The organism is Bifidobacterium sp. ESL0732 (genome assembly GCF_029395535.1).
Lineage (GTDB): Bacteria > Actinomycetota > Actinomycetes > Actinomycetales > Bifidobacteriaceae > Bifidobacterium.
Window position 1 is genome coordinate 108982 of sequence record NZ_CP113920.1, and the last position, 21301, is coordinate 130282.

At 54.2% G+C, this 21301-nt stretch carries 12 protein-coding genes and 1 tRNA gene; 6 read left to right on the plus strand and 7 right to left on the minus strand.

Translation table 11 applies throughout. From position 1 onward, the window contains the following. Window positions 1-117: 117 nt before the first annotated feature. Both OZX70_RS00305 and OZX70_RS00310 read right to left on the minus strand, forming a co-directional pair. The gene (locus OZX70_RS00305; RefSeq protein ID WP_277181009.1) at window positions 118-1548 is read right to left on the minus strand and encodes a G5 domain-containing protein; all 1431 of its coding nucleotides are present in this window, start codon (window positions 1546-1548) and stop codon (window positions 118-120) included. A gap of 551 nt (window positions 1549-2099) precedes the next feature. Beyond that, window positions 2100-2173 (minus strand) — tRNA-Thr (locus tag OZX70_RS00310). A gap of 524 nt (window positions 2174-2697) precedes the next feature. Here OZX70_RS00310 and OZX70_RS00315 point away from each other — a divergent pair. Beyond that, window positions 2698-3693, plus strand: coding sequence for a DsbA family protein (locus OZX70_RS00315; protein WP_277181011.1), 996 nt, complete (start codon window positions 2698-2700; stop codon window positions 3691-3693). Window positions 3694-3932: 239 nt separating this feature from the next. On the opposite strand, the gene OZX70_RS00320 is transcribed toward OZX70_RS00315, so the two are convergent. Then, the gene (locus OZX70_RS00320; protein WP_277181013.1) at window positions 3933-4889 is read right to left on the minus strand and encodes a thioredoxin domain-containing protein; all 957 of its coding nucleotides are present in this window, start codon (window positions 4887-4889) and stop codon (window positions 3933-3935) included. A 217-nt stretch (window positions 4890-5106) separates the two neighbouring features. Further along, complete coding sequence (locus tag OZX70_RS00325) at window positions 5107-7590, minus strand: serine/threonine protein kinase (RefSeq protein WP_277181015.1); 2484 nt, start codon at window positions 7588-7590, stop codon at window positions 5107-5109. A 120-nt stretch (window positions 7591-7710) separates the two neighbouring features. Here OZX70_RS00325 and OZX70_RS00330 point away from each other — a divergent pair, with 120 nt between their 5' ends. Continuing rightward, window positions 7711-8103 carry a helix-turn-helix domain-containing protein gene (locus tag OZX70_RS00330; protein ID WP_277181017.1) on the plus strand — a complete coding sequence of 131 codons (393 nt, stop codon included), beginning with the start codon at window positions 7711-7713 and terminating at the stop codon, window positions 8101-8103. Between the two features lie 423 nt (window positions 8104-8526). On the opposite strand, the gene OZX70_RS00335 is transcribed toward OZX70_RS00330, so the two are convergent. Further along, complete coding sequence (locus OZX70_RS00335) at window positions 8527-9486, minus strand: hypothetical protein (RefSeq protein WP_277181019.1); 960 nt, start codon at window positions 9484-9486, stop codon at window positions 8527-8529. 560 nt (window positions 9487-10046) lie between these two features. On the opposite strand from OZX70_RS00335, the gene OZX70_RS00340 reads away from it, so the two are divergent. From OZX70_RS00340 to OZX70_RS00350, 3 genes are all read left to right on the plus strand, one after another. Continuing rightward, window positions 10047-12962: a glycoside hydrolase family 3 N-terminal domain-containing protein gene (locus tag OZX70_RS00340; protein ID WP_277181021.1), complete on the plus strand. Its 2916-nt coding sequence runs from the start codon at window positions 10047-10049 to the stop codon at window positions 12960-12962. Window positions 12963-13162: 200 nt separating this feature from the next. Continuing rightward, complete coding sequence (locus OZX70_RS00345; RefSeq protein ID WP_277181023.1) at window positions 13163-15754, plus strand: glycoside hydrolase family 3 C-terminal domain-containing protein; 2592 nt, start codon at window positions 13163-13165, stop codon at window positions 15752-15754. Further along, window positions 15751-16338 (plus strand): GtrA family protein, encoded by a 588-nt coding sequence (locus OZX70_RS00350; protein ID WP_277181025.1) that lies wholly within the window; start codon window positions 15751-15753, stop codon window positions 16336-16338. The genes OZX70_RS00345 and OZX70_RS00350 overlap by 4 nt, the downstream gene beginning before the upstream one ends. Window positions 16339-16787: 449 nt before the next feature. Here the strand turns inward: OZX70_RS00350 and OZX70_RS00355 are convergent, their stop codons facing one another. Then, complete coding sequence (locus tag OZX70_RS00355; RefSeq protein ID WP_277181027.1) at window positions 16788-18125, minus strand: sensor histidine kinase; 1338 nt, start codon at window positions 18123-18125, stop codon at window positions 16788-16790. 283 nt (window positions 18126-18408) lie between these two features. Beyond that, window positions 18409-19128, minus strand: a complete 720-nt coding sequence (locus tag OZX70_RS00360; RefSeq protein ID WP_277181029.1) for a LytTR family DNA-binding domain-containing protein — start codon at window positions 19126-19128, stop codon at window positions 18409-18411. A gap of 450 nt (window positions 19129-19578) precedes the next feature. Here OZX70_RS00360 and OZX70_RS00365 point away from each other — a divergent pair, with 450 nt between their 5' ends. Continuing rightward, on the plus strand, window positions 19579-21114 hold the full coding sequence (locus tag OZX70_RS00365; RefSeq protein WP_277181031.1) for a hypothetical protein: 1536 nt from the start codon (window positions 19579-19581) through the stop codon (window positions 21112-21114). Window positions 21115-21301 lie beyond the last annotated feature (187 nt).

Genomic DNA, 21301 nt, shown 5'->3' on the forward strand with positions numbered 1-21301 from the left:
GGGCTTAAGGACCCCGAGGCTGGCAGGGGTGAATAGCCAGAAGTGTCAGCTATAACTTTGGTAGACGGGCTTGGAGCTGAAGGCGGATATATGCTGCCGGATTCCTTGATTGAGGATTTAATACCAGTTGTGTGCGTTCCAGAAAACTCGTGCACCATTAGGGTCACCGTAGCGGCCTCTGATATAAGTTATGCCTGCGGCAATCTGCGTGGCGGCGTTATCCCGCCAGTCGGTCTCGCTGGTGTATTCGTTGTAATAAAGGATTTGCGGGATGCCGTAAGCAGTGGAGCTTGGATTCTGAGCGTCCCAGCGCCACCCTGATTCATGGTTCCAAATCCAGACGAGATTATCCCAATTACTTCCGGTCCATCCGATCTGTGCCGCCACTGCGCTGGCGTAGTCCTGTGCCTGGCCTGGGGTCGGATGCCAGAGACCACCGCCGCCAGAAGGAGCTGAAGGTGCAGGTGCAGGCGCTGGAGTTGGAGTTGGAGCTGGAGCAGGCGTTGAAGGCTGAGACGGTTGGCTCGGCTGCTCCGCAGGTGCTGAAGGCGCGGGAGCGGAAGGAGTCGAGTTGCTGGAGTTGTCCTTGCCATTGTTCTTGTCTTTGCTCTTACCGGACTCGCTGTCGCTATTTGAACCAGTGCCGGAATTGCCATTGTCGCTGCCTCCAGCAGAAGGTGCAGGAGTGGCAGGCGCTGCGGGCCCGACGGCCACAATCTCTTCGAGCGGCGCCTGTGTAATGGTTTCCGATTTGAGCGTCGAGCTTTCGGCCTGACCGTCGACGTAGGTGACGTCGTAGGTCTGCTGCTTGTTGCCGTTCTGGCCTGCTTGACGAATCTCGGTTTGGCCGGGTTGCAGGTTGGGATCGACGATGGTGCGTGTAGCGAACGGCACGGCGACGTCCTTCGTCTCCTGCCCGTGCGTGACGCGTTGGACCCGCAGGATGGTCTGCCCGTCTTCCTCGCTCACGTTGACGCGGTCTTCCTTGCCGATGGTGATGTTCTTGGAATCGAGAATCGAGGCGGCCGTAAGCTTGCCGTTGGGTGCCACGCTGGTCTTGCCGTCGGCGATGACGGTGACCGGGCCGGCCTTGTTGATTACGAATCCGCCGGTGAGCTGGTTGTATACGTTGGTGACGTTGACCGACACCTTCGTGGCGTTCTTGTCATTGGCCTTGAAGAAGCCGAGCAGCTGGTTGGCGCTGGTGGCGTACGTCCAGAAGGGCACATCCTGGCCCTCAATGTTGATGGTGGCCTGGTAGGCGCTGCGCACGGTGACCACGTCGTGGTTTTTGAGGCCTGCCTTATCGTCGGTGGAGTCGATGAAATCGTGAGATTTGGTTTTTACACCTTGTGATTCGAGGAATCTGGGCACAGAAGCAGAATAGGTCGTGACCGTTTTGGTCTGCCCGTTGACCGTCAGGGCGACGGTTTTACGTGCGGAAATGGCGAAGAAGACGATGCTGGCCAGCAGCACTACTCCCACACAAATCGCTACGCGAACCCTGCGCAATGTGACGAACCGTCGTGGAGTCCATCGACGTGCCATCCAAACCCCCTGAAGTAATTTATCAGACATACCGCGATTGCCGCGTATGCCCGCTGTCTCATCCAGTCTACAGTCTATCGGTTTCGCCGTGGGGATTGCAATACGTATTAGGTCTATAAAGTCAAGATTTTGCAAAGAAAGCACAACGTTCGTGGGTATGCGTACTGAATGGCGCTTTTACCGCAGAATGGTTTTTGCTCTAAAGAAGGGAAAAGGGGCGGGAGAGAAGGGGATATTCCCGCCCCTAAAGGGCGAAGCAAATTGGGGGAAGTTTCGCCCTTGGACGTTGCTCTCATATGGAAGAGAAGCAACGCTTACTTACTCGAGCACGAGTAATACTGTCGGCGCCTCCTTCACGCCGGAATCGTTGTGGACGTAAGGTTTACGAACCGCCACAACTCACGCAACCCACTTTCGCGGGCTTACTGCAACAAAATCCATTACTGCTTCAATCGAAGCGCACTGCCCGCTTCAACCGCGAACAACCACAGCACAAACAAACCTCAACTGCAAACTACTCAACCGTCTCTCACCGCGACATCGCGCCGGTGAGCCTCCTGTCGGGATCGAACCGACGACCTGCCGCTTACAAGGCGGCCGCTCTGGCCATCTGAGCTAAGGAGGCGTTGGTTTCAATCGTATCCGACAAAACCAGACAGATTATTACTTTAACAGCAAGGCTCGATTACGCTAGCAGGCTTCGTGGCGTTCCGAAAGGAGGGGAGATGGGATTGATAATTTTCTTTGGATAAACCTTTTGTGAGGTACGTCACTTAAAAGTTAAACTCGTAAAATCTCGGAAAAACATAAATCGTTCCACGTTTTTGCACCAGGAATCATTTTGGATTATCGAAAGTGAATAATTGCTGATATTTATTGATTTCTGGAGTATATAACATTTTACGTCACATCGATCAACACTGCGTTTCGCGCAAAACAACTTCGCTAGACGATAGAGGATTCGTTGGCATTTTAACTGGTATTATATTGTTAGAAACGCTACTTCTCACACATTTTGATTGGCGTTGTTGTTTTTTAAACGTCATACAGTTTGTTGCGGGTAGGAATGTTAGGACATAATCAGCCGGTTTCCCGCAAGGGCCCGGTTCATGGACGACGTTGTTAGCGCAAAGGTATAGAGGACGGGGTATGGCTCGGCATACAAGCAATAGCTACGCACAGTCGGCAGCTAATACTTCTTGGTATGGTGGTGTCGACGCCGGGGACTTGTTAATTCAGACGCGCCGGGCTCAGGAAGCCAAGGAGCGCAAACAGCGTCGTATCATCGGCTTCATTGCTTTTACCATCGTCGTCATTTTCGTAGCCGTTATTGGATTGGTTAGCTACCGTTCCATCGCCAAGCGCAATGCAGCACAAGATATTACCGAAGACCAGGCCTACAACGCTTTGCAGGCTGTAAAACTGAAACCGAAGTATGCCAATGACAAAGGTGGCATACTTCTTTCGAAACTTGGGTACGGCAAGAAGGTCCCCAATGCTCCGACGCTGGAAATCTACACCGATCCTATGTGCCCCGGCTGCGCCGTCCTCCACCAGCAGATGGATTCCACGTTCCGTGCGCTGCTGGATTCCGGCCAGATAAACCTTGAAGTTCATCCGGTGACGTTCCTCGACAGCATGTCATCCGATCACTATTCATCGCGTGCCGATAACGGTGTGGCCTATATTTCCTCCAATGATCCGAACCCTGATCATCTCCTGGACTTCCTCACCAATATTCATTCTGATTCTTTCCAACCTGAGGAAGCAGCCAACTACAAGCCCGTGAGCAATGATCAGCTGCAGCAACAGGCTGTGGCATCCGGGGTTCCCGCGCCTATTGCGGCCAAGGCGTTCGGCAATGAGTACGAACCTTGGCTTTCCGCGGCCGCGCAATACACATTGCGCCGGCCTGAGCTCAAGGACGTAGCCGGCCAGTTCAAGGGCAAGCTCACTACCCCGGTGGTGGTGATCAACGGCAAGATGCTTGATATTTCGGGAATTTCCGACATAGGACTCACGTATAAGGAGGCCGTTTTGCAGTCCATCGGCCTTTCCAACGAAAATATCGGCCGGGCTGGCGCGCAGCCGGCCATCGGCAGCAACGGCGAACCGACGTTCCCGAAGACGCACCCCTCGGCCTGATATCTGCTGCGGGCCTGCTGCGGCGTTGTCGTTTCCTGGCTTTCCCCTTAAAGTTTATGCCGCAAGATGGGTATATCGGATACGAATTTGCCTTCGTTCGTTCTTGATTGACGGTCGGTTAAGCGCCAAAACCTTGCTGCAAACAACGAAACCGGCGGCAGATCACGAACAATATCGTGAATCTGCCGCCGGTTTTTTAGACGCACGTCGAGCGCGTGGCGTGAAGCCGAACTGGCTGGTTAGCTCAAGGATTCAGGTGCTCCGGTGCCGATCTTCGGCATGACGCCCTCCTTGCCGACCTGAGATTCCTTGATGCCAAGGGACTTCAGCAAGGCCTGCTGCTGGGTGAGGCCCAACTGGGTGACTTCAGACATATCCATGAGCTTGCCGTTGATGGTGACGGCCGGAGTGCTCATCTGCCCAGAGCTGTTCAAAAGTTCCTTACGCTTGATCGTGTAGTTGTAGGATGCCTCAAGCCACTTGCCGTAAGTTCCGTTGAACGCCTTGTCGATGATGGATTCAGGGACGCCGGCGGCAATCGCCTGCGCTTTGATCTTGTCGTTGCTGGTCGCCTTGTAATCGGGGCCTTCTGCGGGCTGATAGTCCTTTTTGTAAAGGTTGCTCACGAAATCAAGCAGGTGCTGTGTGCTGGGGTCATGGCTGGAGACGTAAAGCATGGCACCAGCAGCGCGGCTTGAATACTGGTCGGTTGAATCCGCGTCTAGGAAATTCATGAAATGATAAACGAGATTGACTTGGCCGGAATCTACCAATTTATCGAGGTCGGTATCAATCTGGCGGTGAAGTGAACCGCAACCGGGGCAAAGCGGGTCCATGTAAATCTCGAGGGTTGGCGCTTTGTCGATTTTCTTGTCGAAGCCGTCTTTGGAAATCAGGATGCCGCCTTTGTCGTCGGCGTACTTGGGCTTGGTTTTCACTTTTTGCAGGGCGCTGTATGAAGCGTCGGCGGTAACCTTATTTGCCTCGTTCTTCTTGTGGATGGAACGAAGCGAGACCACGGCGACAATAGCTATGAGGATGACGATAATGGTGACGACAAGGGCACCGATGATGGTCTGCTGCTTGCGTTCCTTCGCGGCGGCCTCTTCGAGGGCCTTCTGCCGTGCCTCTTCTTCGGCTTTGCGCCGGGCTCGTGTCTGGCGTTTTTGCGCTTTTTTATTGCCCTGTTGTGCCATATGCCCTTCTTTGTGATTGCAAAATGCTGTCAATCGCCGGTTCGTCCACCGTTATAGCGACTAAAGCAACTAACGTACTCAAATAGACTTAATGCTCTACTATTTTGCACGTATGGGTGGATGAAATAGCCCAAGAGCTGAGTACTCTGAAATTTTCTTGCAGATATTGCCACTTTGCCCAAATAACTGTTAGACGTGCGTTCGTAAAAAAATTGTATCACAATTGGGGGTTGGGAAGAGGTACCCAGTCGATTTGATGGTTGATAAGGACATACGCCAGCGCCACCAGTGTTGCTACCGCCCAAATCGCCAAAAGCACCCAGCGTCGGGCCGAATGGCGTTTGGGGGTTCCGTCGCCTTCGATTTCATCAATACCGTCAACGATGTCGTACGTATCGTTCTCGTCGTCGGGTTCATTATCGTATTCGTTCTCGGCGGGCGACTGCGCAAGAGGTCTCGGTTGGGTTTGCGTCGCGCTGTCTGGCTTGGGATAAGCGGCTCCGCGCAGCCTGCCGGCACCGATGCGTAGCAGCGTGTTTTTCGGGCCGAAGACGATGACCAGCCACGCGGCGGCCATGAATACTGCCAACGATGCGCTCGAATATGAAATCGAAACGTCGGCCGGGAGGGGAAGCGGAAGGTGCCAGGAAGCGATGGTCAGGGCGACCATGTGCGTGGGGAGCCCCGAGACCAGATTCACGACCACCGGTCCCACGCCGGCGATGACGATGAGGATCAGCGCTCGTGGAATGGTGAAAATCAGGGCTTTGAGAATGTGCCAAGGCAGGCTTACGGTGCGCAATGCAAAGTCCCCGCCTTTGCGGATGCCGCCGCGGCGGCCTTCTCGCTCGAGTTGCCCTTCTTCGCTGTAACCGAGCGCCAGGAGGAACCAGAGCAGGGCCGTCGCGCAGCATATCGAGATGATTGGTGCCGAGGCCGAAAGTAGCGCAAGCGGAATCGCCAGAAGCCACAATGGCAAGATTGAGCGGGAAATGAGCTTGCCGCGCCGGATATTTGCCGGATTCTCCAAAGGTTCCGGCGATTGAAGCATTGGCTGGGCTCCCGCTGCTGCCTGCCCCGGCACGTAGCCCGGTGCCGGCTGGCCATTCGGTTGATTATTCGGTTGATTATTCGGTTGACCATATATATAAGGTGTTGGCGCAACCGCGAGCGGCATCGTGGCGTCTTCGGCCTGTTGCGCTGCATGCGGATTCGAAGCGGGGAGCGTTGAAGTCTGCTCGAGGCTTTGCGTCATCGGTGTGCCGAGCGGCATCGTTGCGGCGGCGTTGGCGCTCGAGTCGCCTTGAGCCATCGCGGAAGTCGCGGTGAGGTCCTGCGGCGAAGGAGCGGGCAGGGTCTCCGTCGCGTCCTCATCTGGGGCTGGGTTGCTGCCTTGCGTTGACCGCGTTTGCAGCGGCTGATTTCGGCTATATCCGGCTTTTTGCGCTGGCTGGGTTTGCGGATTTGCCATTGCCTGCGTTCTTGGCATCGCTCGCGTCGAACCGCGTATTTGGCGGCCTTGCGACGTTGCGGGCTGCATGCGAGAGCTGCCTGACAATGCAAGACTATCGGTTTGTGATGAAGGCGATGCTATAGGAGTGCTGTCAATCCAAGCGGCCCGTGGATTGTCTGTGGCGCTGTTCGGAGAGGCCGAATCAGGCCGAGGCGTTTGGCCAAAAGGGGGCACCACCCCTTCAGCGCCGTTTCCGGTAGCGTCATCATCGTCATCCAGCTCGCCGTTTTCGAAGGGGTTGAGCGCGTCGAGCGTGATGGCCTGCAGTAGCTGGTCGGGGCTGCAACGCTTGGTCGGGTCCGGGTCGAGTGCGCTGCGCAAAGCGTTCAACGTATTCGGCGGAAGGCCGGCGAGATTCGCGTTGCCGCTCGCCTCGCGCTCGAGCACGGCCATCATTGGTTTGCTGCCGAAAACCGGCCTGCCGGTGGCGGCGAAGGCGATGACGCTGGCGAGCGACCACCAATCGGTGGCCTCGTTGCTTTCTGCGCCGTCGATGATTTCCGGGGCGATGAAGCCGGGTGTACCCATCACCAGGCCGGTGCGCGTGACGTGGCTTTCGCCGGCGCTCATGGCGATGCCGAAATCCACCAAGACCGGGCCGGCGGCCGAAATCATGACGTTGGTCGGCTTGATGTCGCGGTGGATGATGCCTTGGGCGTGAACCGCGCGCACGGCATCGATGAGTTTTGCTGCAAGGCGCTGCAGGTCGTCGCCGACGTACCGTCCGTTCGCCGCCACGTCGTCGCGCAGGTTTTTACCCTCGATTAGTTCCGTGACAATGAAAGCAAGGGAATCGTCAAGTTCCATGTCGACGATGGCACACACCCCGGGATGGTTAATTTTGCGCATCGCGACTGCCTCGCGACGCATGCGCTCGCGGGCCGTGACATGCGGATCGTGGCTGTGGTGATGGTGTTGTTGCGCCGTGTTGTTGTTGCCATCATCGATAGTATTGCCATAGCTGTCAGATGTATTACTGTCTGCGCTGCCGTTGTTTTGATAATCCTGATTGCTGGTATCGCTATCATCCTTGAGCGAATCCCGTAGGATTTTCATGGCGTAATCCTGCCCGCCGTCGTCGCGCACGCGCCAGACCGAGCCCATTGCGCCGCCACCCAGCCGCGAGATCAGCGTATATCCGCCGACAATCTCCCCGGGTTCCAGGTCTAACGCGTTCAAGTCGCTCATGTACCCAATACTACCGGTGTGGCCGGAGTGGGTACTGCTAGGAAGCATATTTGCGTTGCTGTCCGTTTTGTCCGTTTGTGCTATTCTCGTATCAAGATATTTCTTAACAAGGGGACAATCGTGAGCAGCTCTTCTACTATGGCCAACGGGCAAGCTCCGTATGTGATGGGTCGTGACGGCAAGAAGACGTTCCTTGGCGACGAGGCCTACAAAGTTGTGCAGAGCGTACTTGCGGCTTTTTCGGGTCGGCAGGAGATGCTCACAACTGGTGAAGCCGCAGCAATTCTGGGAGTATCAGCCAAAACTGTCGCTCGTATGTTGGATGCCGGCGAGATGAAAAGTGAACGTCGTGGCATCTCGGGCCATCGCATGGTTTCCGCTTCCGAGGTCATCGCATACCGTGAGCGCAGCGCCAAGGCAAGGGAAAAGAATCTGACGCAGGCTAGGCACATTGCTTTTGATTCCGGCGCTTACGACCTAGATCAGGGCTCTATCCCAACAAGGACCAGATAATGGCTGCGGGCGGTGGCGGCCAAAAGTAGCGTATCGTCAAAAGTGTGAGACCGGCGTCAGGTGCATATTTCTGGCGGTACCGTCAAAAATATGCAAGTTGATTCATGTAAAGTGCATCTTTTCCACGGTAGCGTCAGAAAACTGCAACTTAGAGTCTGCAAAGTGCATCTTTTCCACGGTAGCGTCAGAAAACTGCAACTTAGAGTCTGCAAAGTGCATCTTTTCCACGGTAGCGTCAGAAAACTGCAACTTAGAGTCTGCAAAGTGCATCTTTTCCACGGTAGCGTCAGAAAACTGCAACTTAGAGTCTGCAAAGTGCATCTTTTCCACGGTAGCGTCAGAAAACTGCGACTTGGGGTTGCGCTGGGTGCGTTTTTGACGGCAGCGTTAGCGGTGACAGCCTGAGGCGTTATAGCGATATCGTCAGATGCGCCTCATTGGCACCCCGTTATTGATGAGTTTTTGGATGAGTGGCCTTGGCTGCATAACCTCTTCATAATCCGTTCGCAGAATAGTGGTTACTCCGGCACGTCGTAGCGCATCTTCGCGCTGGCGTTCTTCATAGACTACGTGTCGAGCACTGTGCCCGTTTGTCATGCGTTGGTTTGTATATTTCTCCATGCCATCATATTCCAAAGCGATAACTTTGCGGTTGCATATCCATAGAAAGTCGGTACGGAAAAGATGTCTTGGGTCGGCGGGATCCCGAAATTCGTGCTGTAATTCTGGTTGCGTAAAACCAGCTTCAAGAATTGTTGCGCGACATAACGATTCTCCGCCATTTTCACTTTTTCCATCTGCGTCGCGTAAGAGTTTTTGCACTGGCGCACAATCTTTATGCAAACCGGCGCAAGCTTTATCTACATCCTTCCGGGTTACTAACCCCAAACGCAATGCGGAATCGAAAATTCCCAGAGACTGCCTATAAGAGTACCGTAAGCCGCAATCTACCAATGTTCGTTCTGCAGGAGTGACACGAATTCCGTTTTGTGTGACAAACGTTAGCGGATGCACATATATTTTCTCGATGGTTCCTCGCGTATCTTTTGACATTGAACCTTCCGTCGCGATTTGCACGTGTTCTATCCCTGTATTAGTCCAAGAGCATTCAAGCCCCAAGACCAGGGCGGCGCTCATTGCGCCAAATACTTTGTGTGGGTATTTAGCGGCTAAAGTGCGTATCAGGTGCATAGCGCGTTCTTGCGGATTGAGCATTTTGTAATACTCGTTTCTTGCATAGATATTTGAACATGGACGGACATATTCATTGGCAAGCCAGCGTTTTCGCATGGCTCTTTGTTGATTTGCCGTTTTCCCGAAAAAGTAGCGCTGGTGCTGTTGCGCCTTGTCGGCGATTCGTTCCACTTCCTGATTGCGTTTCATGGAACTGACGCTAGACGTGAAGTACCTTGGACGGCAAGCTGTGCGGGCTGCTGTGGTCGAATGCTCGGGGTTGTCCACAATTCGGGCGTGTCGCATCTTACTTGTCCACAAGTTTGGGTGACGAATGGTGGTTTATCCACCGTATCGTGAGTGATGGCGGTTTGCCTAATCAATGCTGCTGTCGGAAAAGTGCAAGTTGGCTCAGTCAAGATGCACGTTTTTGACGGTAGCGTCAAGAAAGTGCAAGTTGGGCGGTGTAAAGTGCATATTTTTGACGGCAGCGTCTGAAAAGTGCGCTTTGAGGATCGCAAGGTGCATGTTTTTGACGGCAAAGCCGGTCCAGAAAATTTGTTGCAAAACGTGCGCGGAAAATGACAGGCTAAGCTTGAGGGCGAAAAGTTCCGCGATTGCTGGGCACAATGAAAATGAACATGAAGCCGGCGATATGGCAGATTCTCCGTTCCGTTTGAAAAAGAATCCGTCATGTTACGGGGTGGTTATCGGCAAAGTTGTCGATTTCTTCAGTTCATGTACGAGTAAACGAAGGAGAGGACTGAAACATGTTGGGAATCAATATGGATGACGTCATCGCGGTGGTGCACTCGCTGGTGCCTTATTTGGTCGCTATCGGCGTATTGCTTATCGTCGCGATTATAATTACCGCCGCCGCCAACCGGAAAACCCTATCCGATACAGGCGTGCGAAAGATGGTACATAATCAGACGTGGATTGTGGCGTTGGTGGGTATCGTTGTGGCTGTATCCATGATACTTACCGGGCCGGTGCAGACATTGCTTAACAATGCCTCCACGCCGAAGCAGCAATTGACACAAAACACTATCAAAAAAACGAATGGTCTCGCGGTGAATATCGAGAACGAGGCCATCACGTTGCTACAGAATAACAACAATACGTTACCTTTGAACAGCAGTGAGCCGCTGAACGTTTTCGGTTGGGCATCCACCAATCCGATTTACGGCGGCACCGGGTCGGGTTCGTTGGACGAATCCTATAAGACCACTTCCCTGCTCGATGGTCTTCATCAGGCCGGCTACAAAACCAATACTGAGCTGAGCAAGTTCTATACGGATTATTCCACCAAGCGCGGTGAGATTGCGGTCACGTCTGCCGATTGGACCTTGCCTGAGCCGCCGGCGGAGAACTACAGCAGTTCTTTGATGGACAATGCAAAGAAGTTCTCCAAGACCGCCGTCGTAGTGGTTGGACGCGTGGGCGGCGAAGGGCTTGATTTGCCGACCGATATGCGCGCTGACGGAACGGTGTATAAGAACAATTCCAAAAAGTATGACGATTTCGCTAAGGGGCAGCACTATCTTGAGCTGAATCGCACCGAACAAGACATGATCAATTTGGTCACTTCGAATTTCTCGAAAGTGGTATTGGTCTATAACGGAGCGAATGTCTTCCAGCTCAATTTCATCAAGCAGTATCCTCAGATCAAATCCGTTTTGTGGGTTCCCCATCCCGGGCAGGCTGGTTTCAAGTCTCTTGGCGACGTGATGAGCGGCAAGATCAATCCGTCCGGCAAGACGTCTGACACGTTCCTGACAAATCTGAAGGAGACACCGACGTGGAATAATTTCGGTGATTTCCCGTATAAAAACGTTGACGAATTCAAGATCAATTCCGCGCGTGGCATGCGTTCGCCGAGATTTGTCAATTACGTCGAGGGCATCTACGTGGGTTACCGTTTCTATGAAACAGCGGCCAAAGAAGGTCTTATCAATTACACCCAAGAGGTGCAATACCCGTTCGGTTATGGCATGAGCTATACGAAGTTCAATCAGAAAATGGGCAAGGTCTCGCACGATAATGGCAAGGTTTCCTTCGATGTTACCGTTTCGAATACGGGCAACAAGGCAGGCAAAGACGTGGTCGAAGTCTATTACGATCCGCCATACACCAATGGAGGAATCGAAAAGGCATCCACCAATCTGGTGACGTTCTCGAAGACGAAACTACTCAAGCCCGGCGAATCGCAAGATGTCAAGATCAGTTTCAATGACTCGGACATGGCTTCATACGACGATAAGAACGCAAAGGCCTATGTTCTGGATAAAGGCGACTATGACGTCTCTATCCAGTCGGACTCCCATACAGTGCTCGACCATCAGGACGTGTCCGTTGCCAAGAAGATTGTCTATAACACGAAATCCAATATGCATAACGGGGATAAGCAAGTGGCCACGAATCGCTTCGACAGCGTCCGTGGCAACGTGAATTATCTTTCGCGCGCCAACCATTTCGCCAATTACGCCGCTGCAACGGCAGCACCGACGGACTTTAACATGAGCGCAAAGGTCAAGGCGACCTATTACAACAACGGCAACTATGATCCGAAGAAATTCGACAAGTCGAGTGACCAGATGCCGACGATGGGTGCGAAGAACAACATCCGCTTGGCTTCGTTGCGCGGCAAGTCCTACGACGACCCCAAGTGGGAGAAGCTGCTTGATGAGCTGACGTTCAAGGATATGGACAACCTCATCGCCAACACGGGTTATCAGAACCCTGCCATTGATTCCATCGGAAAGATTCGTCTTTCTGACGTCGATGGCCCGGCTGCTCTGAAGGACAACTTTACCAAGGTTGGCTCGATTGGCTTGCCTTCAAACGTCGCGGTCGCCTGCACGTGGAACACCGAACTGGCGCGTGAGTTCGGCAGAACCATCGGCGATATGGCCCATGAGATGCTGGTCTCCGGCTGGTATGCTCCGTCGGTCAACATCCACCGTTCCCCGTTCGGCGGCAGAACTTTCGAGTATTTCTCCGAAGACCCAATTCTGACCGCGAATCTCGCCAAGGAACAGGTTCTTGGTGCGGCCGATAAGGGTGTCTACTCCTTCACCAAGCATTTTGCCCTGAACGAGCAGGAAACCCAGCGTAATGGTCAGCTTTGCACTTGGTCCGACGAGCAGGCTTTGCGCGAGATTTACTTGAAGCCGTTCGAGCTTATCGTCAAGGCTGATGGCGATGCGCAAGGCATCATGGGTTCCTTCAACTACGTTGGCAATACGTATTCAAGTGCTAATTCCACACTTAACAACACGATTCTTCGTGGGGAGTGGGGCTTCAAGGGCTTCGTTGAAACGGATTACTTCTCCGGTTCGAACTACAGCTATCAGAATGCCGATCAGATTATTCGTGGCGGAACCGACGCTATGCTCGCGACCACCAAGACGACTAACCATATCACCGACAAGTCCGCGACCTCGATAAAGGCGATGCGTCAGTCGTGCAAGAATATTCTCTACACTGCGGTAAACGGCTGGCGTTACGAGCACGGTGAGCCCGGCAAGGAAACCCCTGTATGGCGCATAGCCATGTATGTGGTCTGGGGCGTGACAGCTGTGCTGGTTGTTGGGCTTGAAGTCCTTGCCATCATGCGGTTCCGTAAGCGTCGCTTGACATCCGGCAGCGATGGTGCCGATGCGGAATCTGCAGCTACAAAGTAGTTGAGGTCTGCTCAACCACTTCTCGTGTCAGGCGGTAAATCGGCAAAATAATCGTGTTATGCCGATTACCGCCGAACGCGGGCCTGTCATTCGTTGCATGATGTGCGCTGCAGCGGATGATGGAATATATCAATATGTATCTCCTTTGAGATGGATTTGTTAGCCATTGATTATGGCGTGGAGAAGGTTGGGAGAAAGCCATGAAACTTGAAGAGCTTTCGATTACCGAGAAGGCGGCGCTGCTTTCGGGCGCATCCGAGTGGGATTCGCGCGGCAACGAGCGGGCCGGAATTCCGAGTTTCGTGATGAGCGACGGGCCCCATGGCGTGCGTCGCCAGCTTGGGTCGGGCGACCACCTTGGTCTTGGTAGCTCCAAACCTGCGACCTGTTTCCCTACCGCTGGTACCGTGGCCAATTCCTGGGATCCGTCGCTCGCCGAGGAAATGGGCGAGGCGCTGGGACGTGAAGCGCACGATCTCGACGTGAACGTGCTGCTTGGCCCGGGTATGAACATCAAGCGCAATCCGCTTTGTGGCCGCAATTTCGAGTATTATTCCGAAGACCCGCAGGTCGCCGGGCGTATGGCCGCAGGGCTGGTCAAGGGCATCCAAAGCAATGGCGTGGCAGCTTGCCCGAAGCATTTCGCGGTCAACAGCCAGGAACTACGTCGTCAGGCCTCCAATTCCGTGGTTGACGAGCGTACATTGCGCGAGCTCTATCTGACCGGTTTCGAGATTATGATTCGTGAGGCCCGTCCGTGGGCCATTATGACCTCGTACAACCAGATCAACGGCACCTACGCTCACGAAAACAAGCATCTGCTTACCGAAATCCTGCGCCAGGGGTGGGGCTTCGACGGTGCGGTTATTTCCGATTGGGGTGGTTCCAATTCCGCCGTTGCTGCGGTGAAGGCTGGCGGGACGCTTGAAATGCCCTCTCCTGGTTACACTTCCGTTCGTGAGCTGGTTGGCGCTGTAGAAGCCGGTACGCTGTCCGAGGCCGATCTCAACGTGCGTGCTGGCGAGATTTCCAGACTGGCCAAACGGACACATTTCGTGGGTGTCGGCCGCGATGATTTGCTCAGTGATGATATCGTCAAAGAACGCCACAAAGTTGCGAGTCATATTGCTGAAAATACGGCTGTGTTGCTCAAGAACGACACTGTTTCCGGTTCACGGCCAACCATGCAAAGCGGTAACGTTGCGGGTTTGGTATCGGATTCGGATAATCAAACTCATCCATCTTCTGCCAATGAAACTTTGGTAACGAGCGCAACAAATAAGTCATGTAATACAACAATGGCAAATTCTTTGAAGTCTGGTACGCGTATCTTGCCGCTGAAGCCCGGCACTCGCGTTGCGGTTATCGGCGACATGGCCAAAACCGCACGATATCAGGGATCCGGTTCCTCGAAGATCAACGCGACGCAAGAAGAAAACTTGCTTGATGAGCTCAAGAAGATCGAGGGCATCGAAGTCGCCGGCTACCAACAGGGCTACGAACGTCATGGCGGCAAGAACAGCGCCCTGGTTGAGGACGCCGTCGCGCTGGCCGCTGCCGGCAAGACCGATGTGATTCTCGCCGTTGTCGGACTTGACGAACGCAGCGAATCCGAAGGGCTCGACCGTTCTACGATGGCCATTCCCGAAGGCCAGAACGAACTGGTGAGGGCGCTGGTCGCAACCGGCAAGCCCGTAGTCATCGTGCTTGTGGCCGGCTCCCCCGTCGAGCTGCCTTGGTTCGATGACGTTTCCGCACTCCTGTATATAGGACTTTCCGGTCAAGCGGGAGCAAGTGCTGCGGCTCGTGTGCTCACCGGCGCGGTCAATCCTTCCGGCCATCTCGCCGAAACCTGGCCGCTCAAATATGAAGACGTTCCCAGCTCCGGCTGGTACCCGGCCATCGGCCGCGACGCCATCTACCGCGAGGGCCCGTTCGTCGGCTATCGCTATTACGAGACCGCCGGCGTGCCCGTGCGTTTCCCGTTCGGTTATGGTCTGAGCTACAGCACGTTCACCTATTCCGGCTTGGCCAGTGATGAGAAAGGTGTTACCTTTACCGTCACCAACGATTCCGACATTCCCGGAGCCACTGTCGCTCAGATGTACGTCCGCGGGCCGCAGGGTGGCGCGATGCGTCCTGACCGTGAGCTCAAGGGATTCAAGAAGATCAACCTCCGCGCGCACGAGACTAAGACTGTCACGATTCCATTTGATCGCTATACGTTCCGTCATTACGATGTGGTGCCCGGCATGTGGAAAACCGAAACCGGCGAACGTGAGATTCTGGTCGGCGACAGCGTGGAAAATCTGCCGCTTTCGACCACCCAGATGGTCAAAGGCGACATTGATTTGTGCCCGCCGAACCCGGTACTTGGCCACTATCTCAAGGGCCAGGTCAAGGACGTCACCGACAACGAGATGTCTGCGCTTTTCGGCCATGCTGTTGTCGCGCCCGGCAAGCCGACGGTTTTCGGCGAGAACGATCCGATTTCGTCTTGGGCTGGTTCCCGCGGTTTCCTCGCGCGAACCATCGCCAAAACGCTGAGCAAGCGAGAGGCGAAGATTCGCCAAAAGACCGGCCAGCCCGACCTCAACACGCTCTTCATCCTGAATATGCCGCCGCGCGCGATGTGCAAGATGACGGGAGGTCTGGTCGATTCGGCGATGGTCCAGGCCGTCGTCAAAATCGCGAATGGTCATACGTTCCGCGGCATCGGTTCGTTCGTCGTCGGTTATTTCCGCAATATCTCGGCCAACAAGCGTGTGGCGAAGGAGCTGGAAAACAAATGAGTGACACCAACAAGAACGAAAACGCACAGCAGGTCGAAGGTAAACTCGAAGGTAAGGGCTTCATCGCCGCCTGCAAGCGTCTGATCGCCAAGTACCCGAACCTCTGGGAGTTCATCAAGTTCAATGTGCTTTCGAATATTTCGACCATCACGCGTTTCGTGGCCGTGTGGATCCTGACCGCGCTGTTCGTGCACGCGATGCACCTGACCCAGCCGTTCAGTTTCCTGATCTTCAACTATTCCAAACCCAGCACCAACGGTCTTGGCGGTTTCCTCACCTTCCTGATTGCGGAAATCTGCGCGCAGGCTGTCAACTTCGTGGTGCAAATGAAATGGGTTTTCAAGTCCGACGCAAGCTTCAAGTCCGCCGCGTGGAAGTACGCGATTCTGGCCATCATCATCGTGGTCTGCGGCCTCCTGCTGCCCGGCTACATCACCACGCTGTGCAAGGGCTTCGGCTGGAATGACGCCATTTCCTCCACCCTCGCCTCTGTGGTCAACACGCTCCTAGCCGTCATCATCAGCTACCCGCTCCTGAAGTGGTGGATCGCTCCGGCGAAGAAGGGCGACAAGAGCGAAAAGTAAGCCGTACTGTCGGTTTTGTCTAGCACAAAGGTCGGTCGATAGGGAATGTGATTGGCGCAATTCCGCCATTGCGGATAGCCTATCGACCGACCTTTGTGTTTTTGATTCATGCAATCCTGCTGTACGTGCGTAGTTTGCTGTGTTGCTCCCCGATCGCTTGTACTTTACCTTGTTCCATTAAGGTATTGAGATGTCTTTGTATGGTTTTTGTGGATTTGCCGGTTTGGAAGACGAGCTCTTGGGTACTCACTGGCGTATTGAGGGGCATCGATTCGAGTAAGGCGATTGATTGGTTGGTTTTGCTTGCCTGTGGATGCGTATTTAGGGACTCTATAGAGTTTTCTTCGTCATGACGGAGAAAGTGACGAAGAAAATTACGTTGTAGGTTTTATGACTGCGTGAATGACGATGATATGAATGTGCAGATAACCTATCCGCCGGCCTGTGATTTACCGTGGCAACAGCACGGTGAGCGTAAACCAGTGATCGCGGGCTTTGATGGTGACGTCGCCATGGTAAAGGGCGGCGATGTGCTTGATCGATTTCACGCCGTAGCCGTGGGCGCGCTGGTCGGATTTGGTGGTGCGCAGGTCGCCTTGGGCGTCGGTGCGTAAAGTCGATTCGTAGTAATTTTCGACACGGATGACCGTGAACTGCCCGTGCGCGTAGAGCGCGAGCTTGATAAGCCGCCGTTCCGGTTCCGCAACCTTTGAAGTTGCTTCGATGGCGTTGTCGAGCGCGTTACCGAAAAGCGTGGCGATATCCATCGAACTCATATCGGCCAGTAACTTGCCGTCGGCCACTGTGGTCAATGTAATACCTTGCTGAGCGCAAGCCTTTACTTTCGAGGTCAAAATGACGTCGAGCACAGAATTGCCGGTGTGCTCCTGTGCGCTGTATTCCTGTACCGACGCCTCAAGCTGCTCGAAGCCGGCAGCCACGTGTTCCGGGTCTACTTCGGCCCGTAGTGCCGTGATTTGATGTTTCAAATCGTGCGCGATGCGCCCCAATGATTCGATATTCTCCTTGGATTGCAGATATTCCTGGTGTTCGCTCTGTAGCTTGGCGTCGATGGAATTGAGCTCGACGTTCGCCCGGGTTACCCTCGCCTGCTCTTGTTGGGCGCCGAGAATGGCGTAACCGCACAAATCGACGAGCGTACGGATATAGAAAATCTCCTGGCCGACGGAGCCGGAGAAGGGCGTGTTGGTCGAGACGAAACTCAAGTTGCTCATCGCGAATGTGACAATCGTGATGATAATGGAACCGGCTACCGCGGTGCGGCTTGGATTCGTGGGTCTGTCGCGCTCGAAATTCCGCCGTTCGATGGCCCAAGCCAGGCCGAAACCGACCAGGTAAATCACCGTGGCCAGTATCGCCGTACGCAAGTCAAACGCCGAAACGGAGGCTTTGCCGCGGTCGTGTTTGTTGAATCCGATAAATGTCGCAATCTGCCAGTGCAACGAGGCCACGAGTTCCGCGAGCACGAACGCGCGGGCGGTGACGTAAAGCCCCTCGCGCGGCGTGGTTTGCGCGCCAAGAAAGATAATAAGGTACATTCCAGCCACCGCCAGCAACATGCCGAAAATCCAGAAATCAAGGCTCATGGCCCCGTCGAGATATTGGATTCCGATAATCGCCGGCAACCCGATTGCGGCCACGAGCACGCTGCGCCATTTCGGCGCCCGCCGGTAGATGACCAGCAGGTACACGACGCAGGCCATCCATTCGCAGATGCCGGTGTAAAGCCGCGGAATATTGGGCAGCGCGTTGGTGATGGTGTTCATCGCTGGCCTCCCCGGTGACGCAGATCCGCGCCCGCGTGCTTGTGTTCAGGCTGTGAGTCTGCTGCGGTTACGTCGGAAAAGTGCACTTTGGACGCGTTAAGGTGCACATTTGCGACGGTAGCGTCATAAAAGTGCATGTTGGCCGGCGTAGGGTGCATGTTTCTGACGGTAGCGTCGGGAATGTGCGTGTTGGAGGGCCTAAGTTGCACATTTGCGACGGTAGCGTCAGAAACATGTACCTTCGGACGGTCGCTAAAGTATGGGTTTGTGGGATTAAGTACGTTCATTGCAGCCCGCCGTTGATGTAGCCGGTCAGCGCGGCGACGAATGCCTTCTTGCGAGGACGGCTGATGCGCAGGCGCTCGCCGTTGCTCATGATGCAGTCCTGATCCTCGATGCCGGTGACGTGCCGCAGGTTGACAAGATAACAGGAATTTGAGCGGAAGAAGTCGTGCTCGGCCAGTTGTGCTTCCAGTTCCTTCAGAGTCGAAGTGACGGAAAGTTTGCCGTCGAGCGTGTGGATGACTATTGTATGACGAATTGATTCTATGTAGACGATGGATTTGAGCTCGACGCGCGTGCGCTGTGACCCGGCCTCGAACAGCATCGAATCGTCGCTCTGCCGCCGCACTGCCTCGATGCATCGCTTGATTTCCTGGCTGAACGCAAAATACGGCACCGGCTTGAGCAGATAGGAGAGTGCCTGCACTTCGTAGCCGTTGATGGCATATTGCGAGGCGTTGGTAATGAAAACGATCACGACGCTGCCGTCGACTTTGCGGATTCGCCGTGCTGCCTCCATACCGTCCATCTGTTTCATTTCGATATCGAGCAGCAAGATGTCGTAGATTGGCCGATACCCCTCCACAATTTTCGCCCCGTCATCGAAAACGGAGACAGTAAAGTTTTCGCTGTTTTCGGCCTGGTAGCGGTTGAGGTAGTCGAGCACTTTCTGGCATGCGGTTGGCTCATCCTCCACTACTCCGATTCTGATGTTGCGCATCGTCGCCGCCTCTCGTTTTCGGGTCCTCAATCCCCATACCATCGTTATATAACACGGTTGGTTGTTTCTGTTGCCGCATCTCGCTATCTTGTTCTTACCGATTCTCAATTTGTTGCGTAAGTCTAAAATAGACAAGAATTTATTGTACGCAAATATTATTGTAATGACATAAGTGCTATGTACTTTTTGAGGATAAGTAAAAGGTTTGATGTTATTTCGGGAAAGGTAATCCCGAATGCCTGATTACAATATGTTAGTGTCTGAGTTTCCGAGACAGCAGAATGTCTGACAATGCGAATTGTCTAAGAATCGGGCCTTTAATGGTAACAATTGTTACAAGCGCTGTCACATTTCGATAAAAACGATTAATTTATTATGAAAATTTGCTAAAAGGGGGTAAGGTTAACTCGACTATCCCCGAGAGATAATTCACGACAGAAAAGGATGAATATGAAGAAGTCAAGCAAGGTTGCGGTCGCGTCGTTTGCGGCGGCATGCACATTATTTGCGGGCATCGGTTTTGCCAGCGCTGCAGAACCTGCCAGCCCGAGTGCTGCGCCGGTCGTGGCTGCGCAGGCGTCTGAGTTCAATAAGACCGCTTTGCGGACAGCTTACGATAAAGTGCAGAGCATCGCGAACACGTATCAGGCAGGTAAGTACACCCAGGGGTCTTGGGCGGTTATGTTTGTGAGGCTGCAAGATGCCAAAGCTCTGCTGAATGACGCCAATGATGGTAATACGTCTGCTGGTGGAGCAAGGAACCAAGGTGACATCGACGTTGCTACGCAAGGCCTCAATCTTTATCCTGATGCCTTGCGGGGCGCCGTTGCAGGTGAGCCGACCGGTGCCGCTCCTTGGAGGAATCTGTCGGATCTGCGCGATTTCTATAACAAGATCAAGGCTGTTCAGAAGGGTAGCTATCCGGACGAAGACTGGAACTACGTCCAGAGCATGCTTCGTTCTTCTGCTTATATGCTAGAGCCTGGATACAAGGATGACAGCGTTTATCAGACGACTGTAGGGTACGACAATATATTCCACGCGGTCTATGAAATGGATCCTTCGCTGGTGGCGGGTATCCCTACAGGGGGCACTGGATCATCGACTCCGGCGCCGACACCGACCCCGACTCCCGCGCCAGCTCCGACGCCAACCCCTGCTCCTGTCGACAAGAAGGCCGGTTTGCGCAGTGCCTACGACAAGGTGAAGGACTACAAGCAGAGCGATTTCACCGCTGCTTCTCCTTGGGCCGCGTTCACCGCTGAGCTTGCCAAGGCCAAGGATATGCTCAATACCGGCGCCACCAAGGAAGCGTTCGATGCCGAAGCCACGGCCCTCAATGCCAAGGCAGATGCTTTGATCAGCATTGCCGGGCTCAAGGCCGATATCGCCAAGGTCTCCTCGTTGAAGCCTGCCGATTACACGGAATTCACTTGGTACTGCCTTACGCTGAACCTGCCTTATGCAAAGTCTGTCGTCGCTGATGCCAATGCTACGCAGGAACGTGTAAATAGCGCCGAAGGCATTCTGAGCTCGAGCCTTGCTGCTCTCAAAACCCCGATTGCCGGCCAAAAGACCGGTGCGGATGTCCCCACTACTCCTAAGACTAAGGCTGATTTGACCGCTTTGATTGCCCAGGCCGACAAGCTCAAGCAGGGCGATTATAACGACGCTTCCTGGAAGGTCTTCGCAGCGGCTTTGAAGGACGCCAAGGATGCTCTCAAGAATTCTGAGAATTCTGATTTGACACGTGACGGCGGCATTGACGACTACACGTACAACTACGTGGAGCTCGAGGACGCTCAGTCCGCTCTGGTGCGCAAGGCCTCCCAGACGATGGGACCCGGTGCTGGTGCCGCTGGTGACGCAGCCAAGAAGTCCGGTTTGGCTCAGACGGGTGCTTCGGTTTCCATCGCCGTCGGCGTCATGGCGCTGCTCGCTGCTGCGGGTGCCGCCGTCAAGCTCGTCGACCGCAAGCGTGCCTGATCGGTTCGCTCGTCGGTAACGACGGTTTTTCTAGAAGCAAGGTCAGCCGATAGGTAGCTGGAACGGTGTTGCTTCACCGGTTCCGGTGCCCTATCGGCTGACCTTTATTTATGGTTAGATGCCAAGATTCGGATACTTTCCATCCGCTATGCGGGGCATGTTAACGGTTCGCGAGCAAACGCGCTAT

Coding starts and splice junctions, on each gene's coding strand:
- OZX70_RS00305 (WP_277181009.1), bottom strand. CDS start 1,548: ATGGCACGTCGATGGACTCCACGACGGTTCGTCACATTGCGCAGGGTT.
- OZX70_RS00315 (WP_277181011.1), top strand. CDS start 2,698: ATGGCTCGGCATACAAGCAATAGCTACGCACAGTCGGCAGCTAATACT.
- OZX70_RS00320 (WP_277181013.1), bottom strand. CDS start 4,889: ATGGCACAACAGGGCAATAAAAAAGCGCAAAAACGCCAGACACGAGCC.
- OZX70_RS00325 (WP_277181015.1), bottom strand. CDS start 7,590: ATGAGCGACTTGAACGCGTTAGACCTGGAACCCGGGGAGATTGTCGGC.
- OZX70_RS00335 (WP_277181019.1), bottom strand. CDS start 9,486: ATGAAACGCAATCAGGAAGTGGAACGAATCGCCGACAAGGCGCAACAG.
- OZX70_RS00340 (WP_277181021.1), top strand. CDS start 10,047: ATGTTGGGAATCAATATGGATGACGTCATCGCGGTGGTGCACTCGCTG.
- OZX70_RS00345 (WP_277181023.1), top strand. CDS start 13,163: ATGAAACTTGAAGAGCTTTCGATTACCGAGAAGGCGGCGCTGCTTTCG.
- OZX70_RS00350 (WP_277181025.1), top strand. CDS start 15,751: ATGAGTGACACCAACAAGAACGAAAACGCACAGCAGGTCGAAGGTAAA.
- OZX70_RS00355 (WP_277181027.1), bottom strand. CDS start 18,125: ATGAACACCATCACCAACGCGCTGCCCAATATTCCGCGGCTTTACACC.
- OZX70_RS00360 (WP_277181029.1), bottom strand. CDS start 19,128: ATGCGCAACATCAGAATCGGAGTAGTGGAGGATGAGCCAACCGCATGC.
- OZX70_RS00365 (WP_277181031.1), top strand. CDS start 19,579: ATGAAGAAGTCAAGCAAGGTTGCGGTCGCGTCGTTTGCGGCGGCATGC.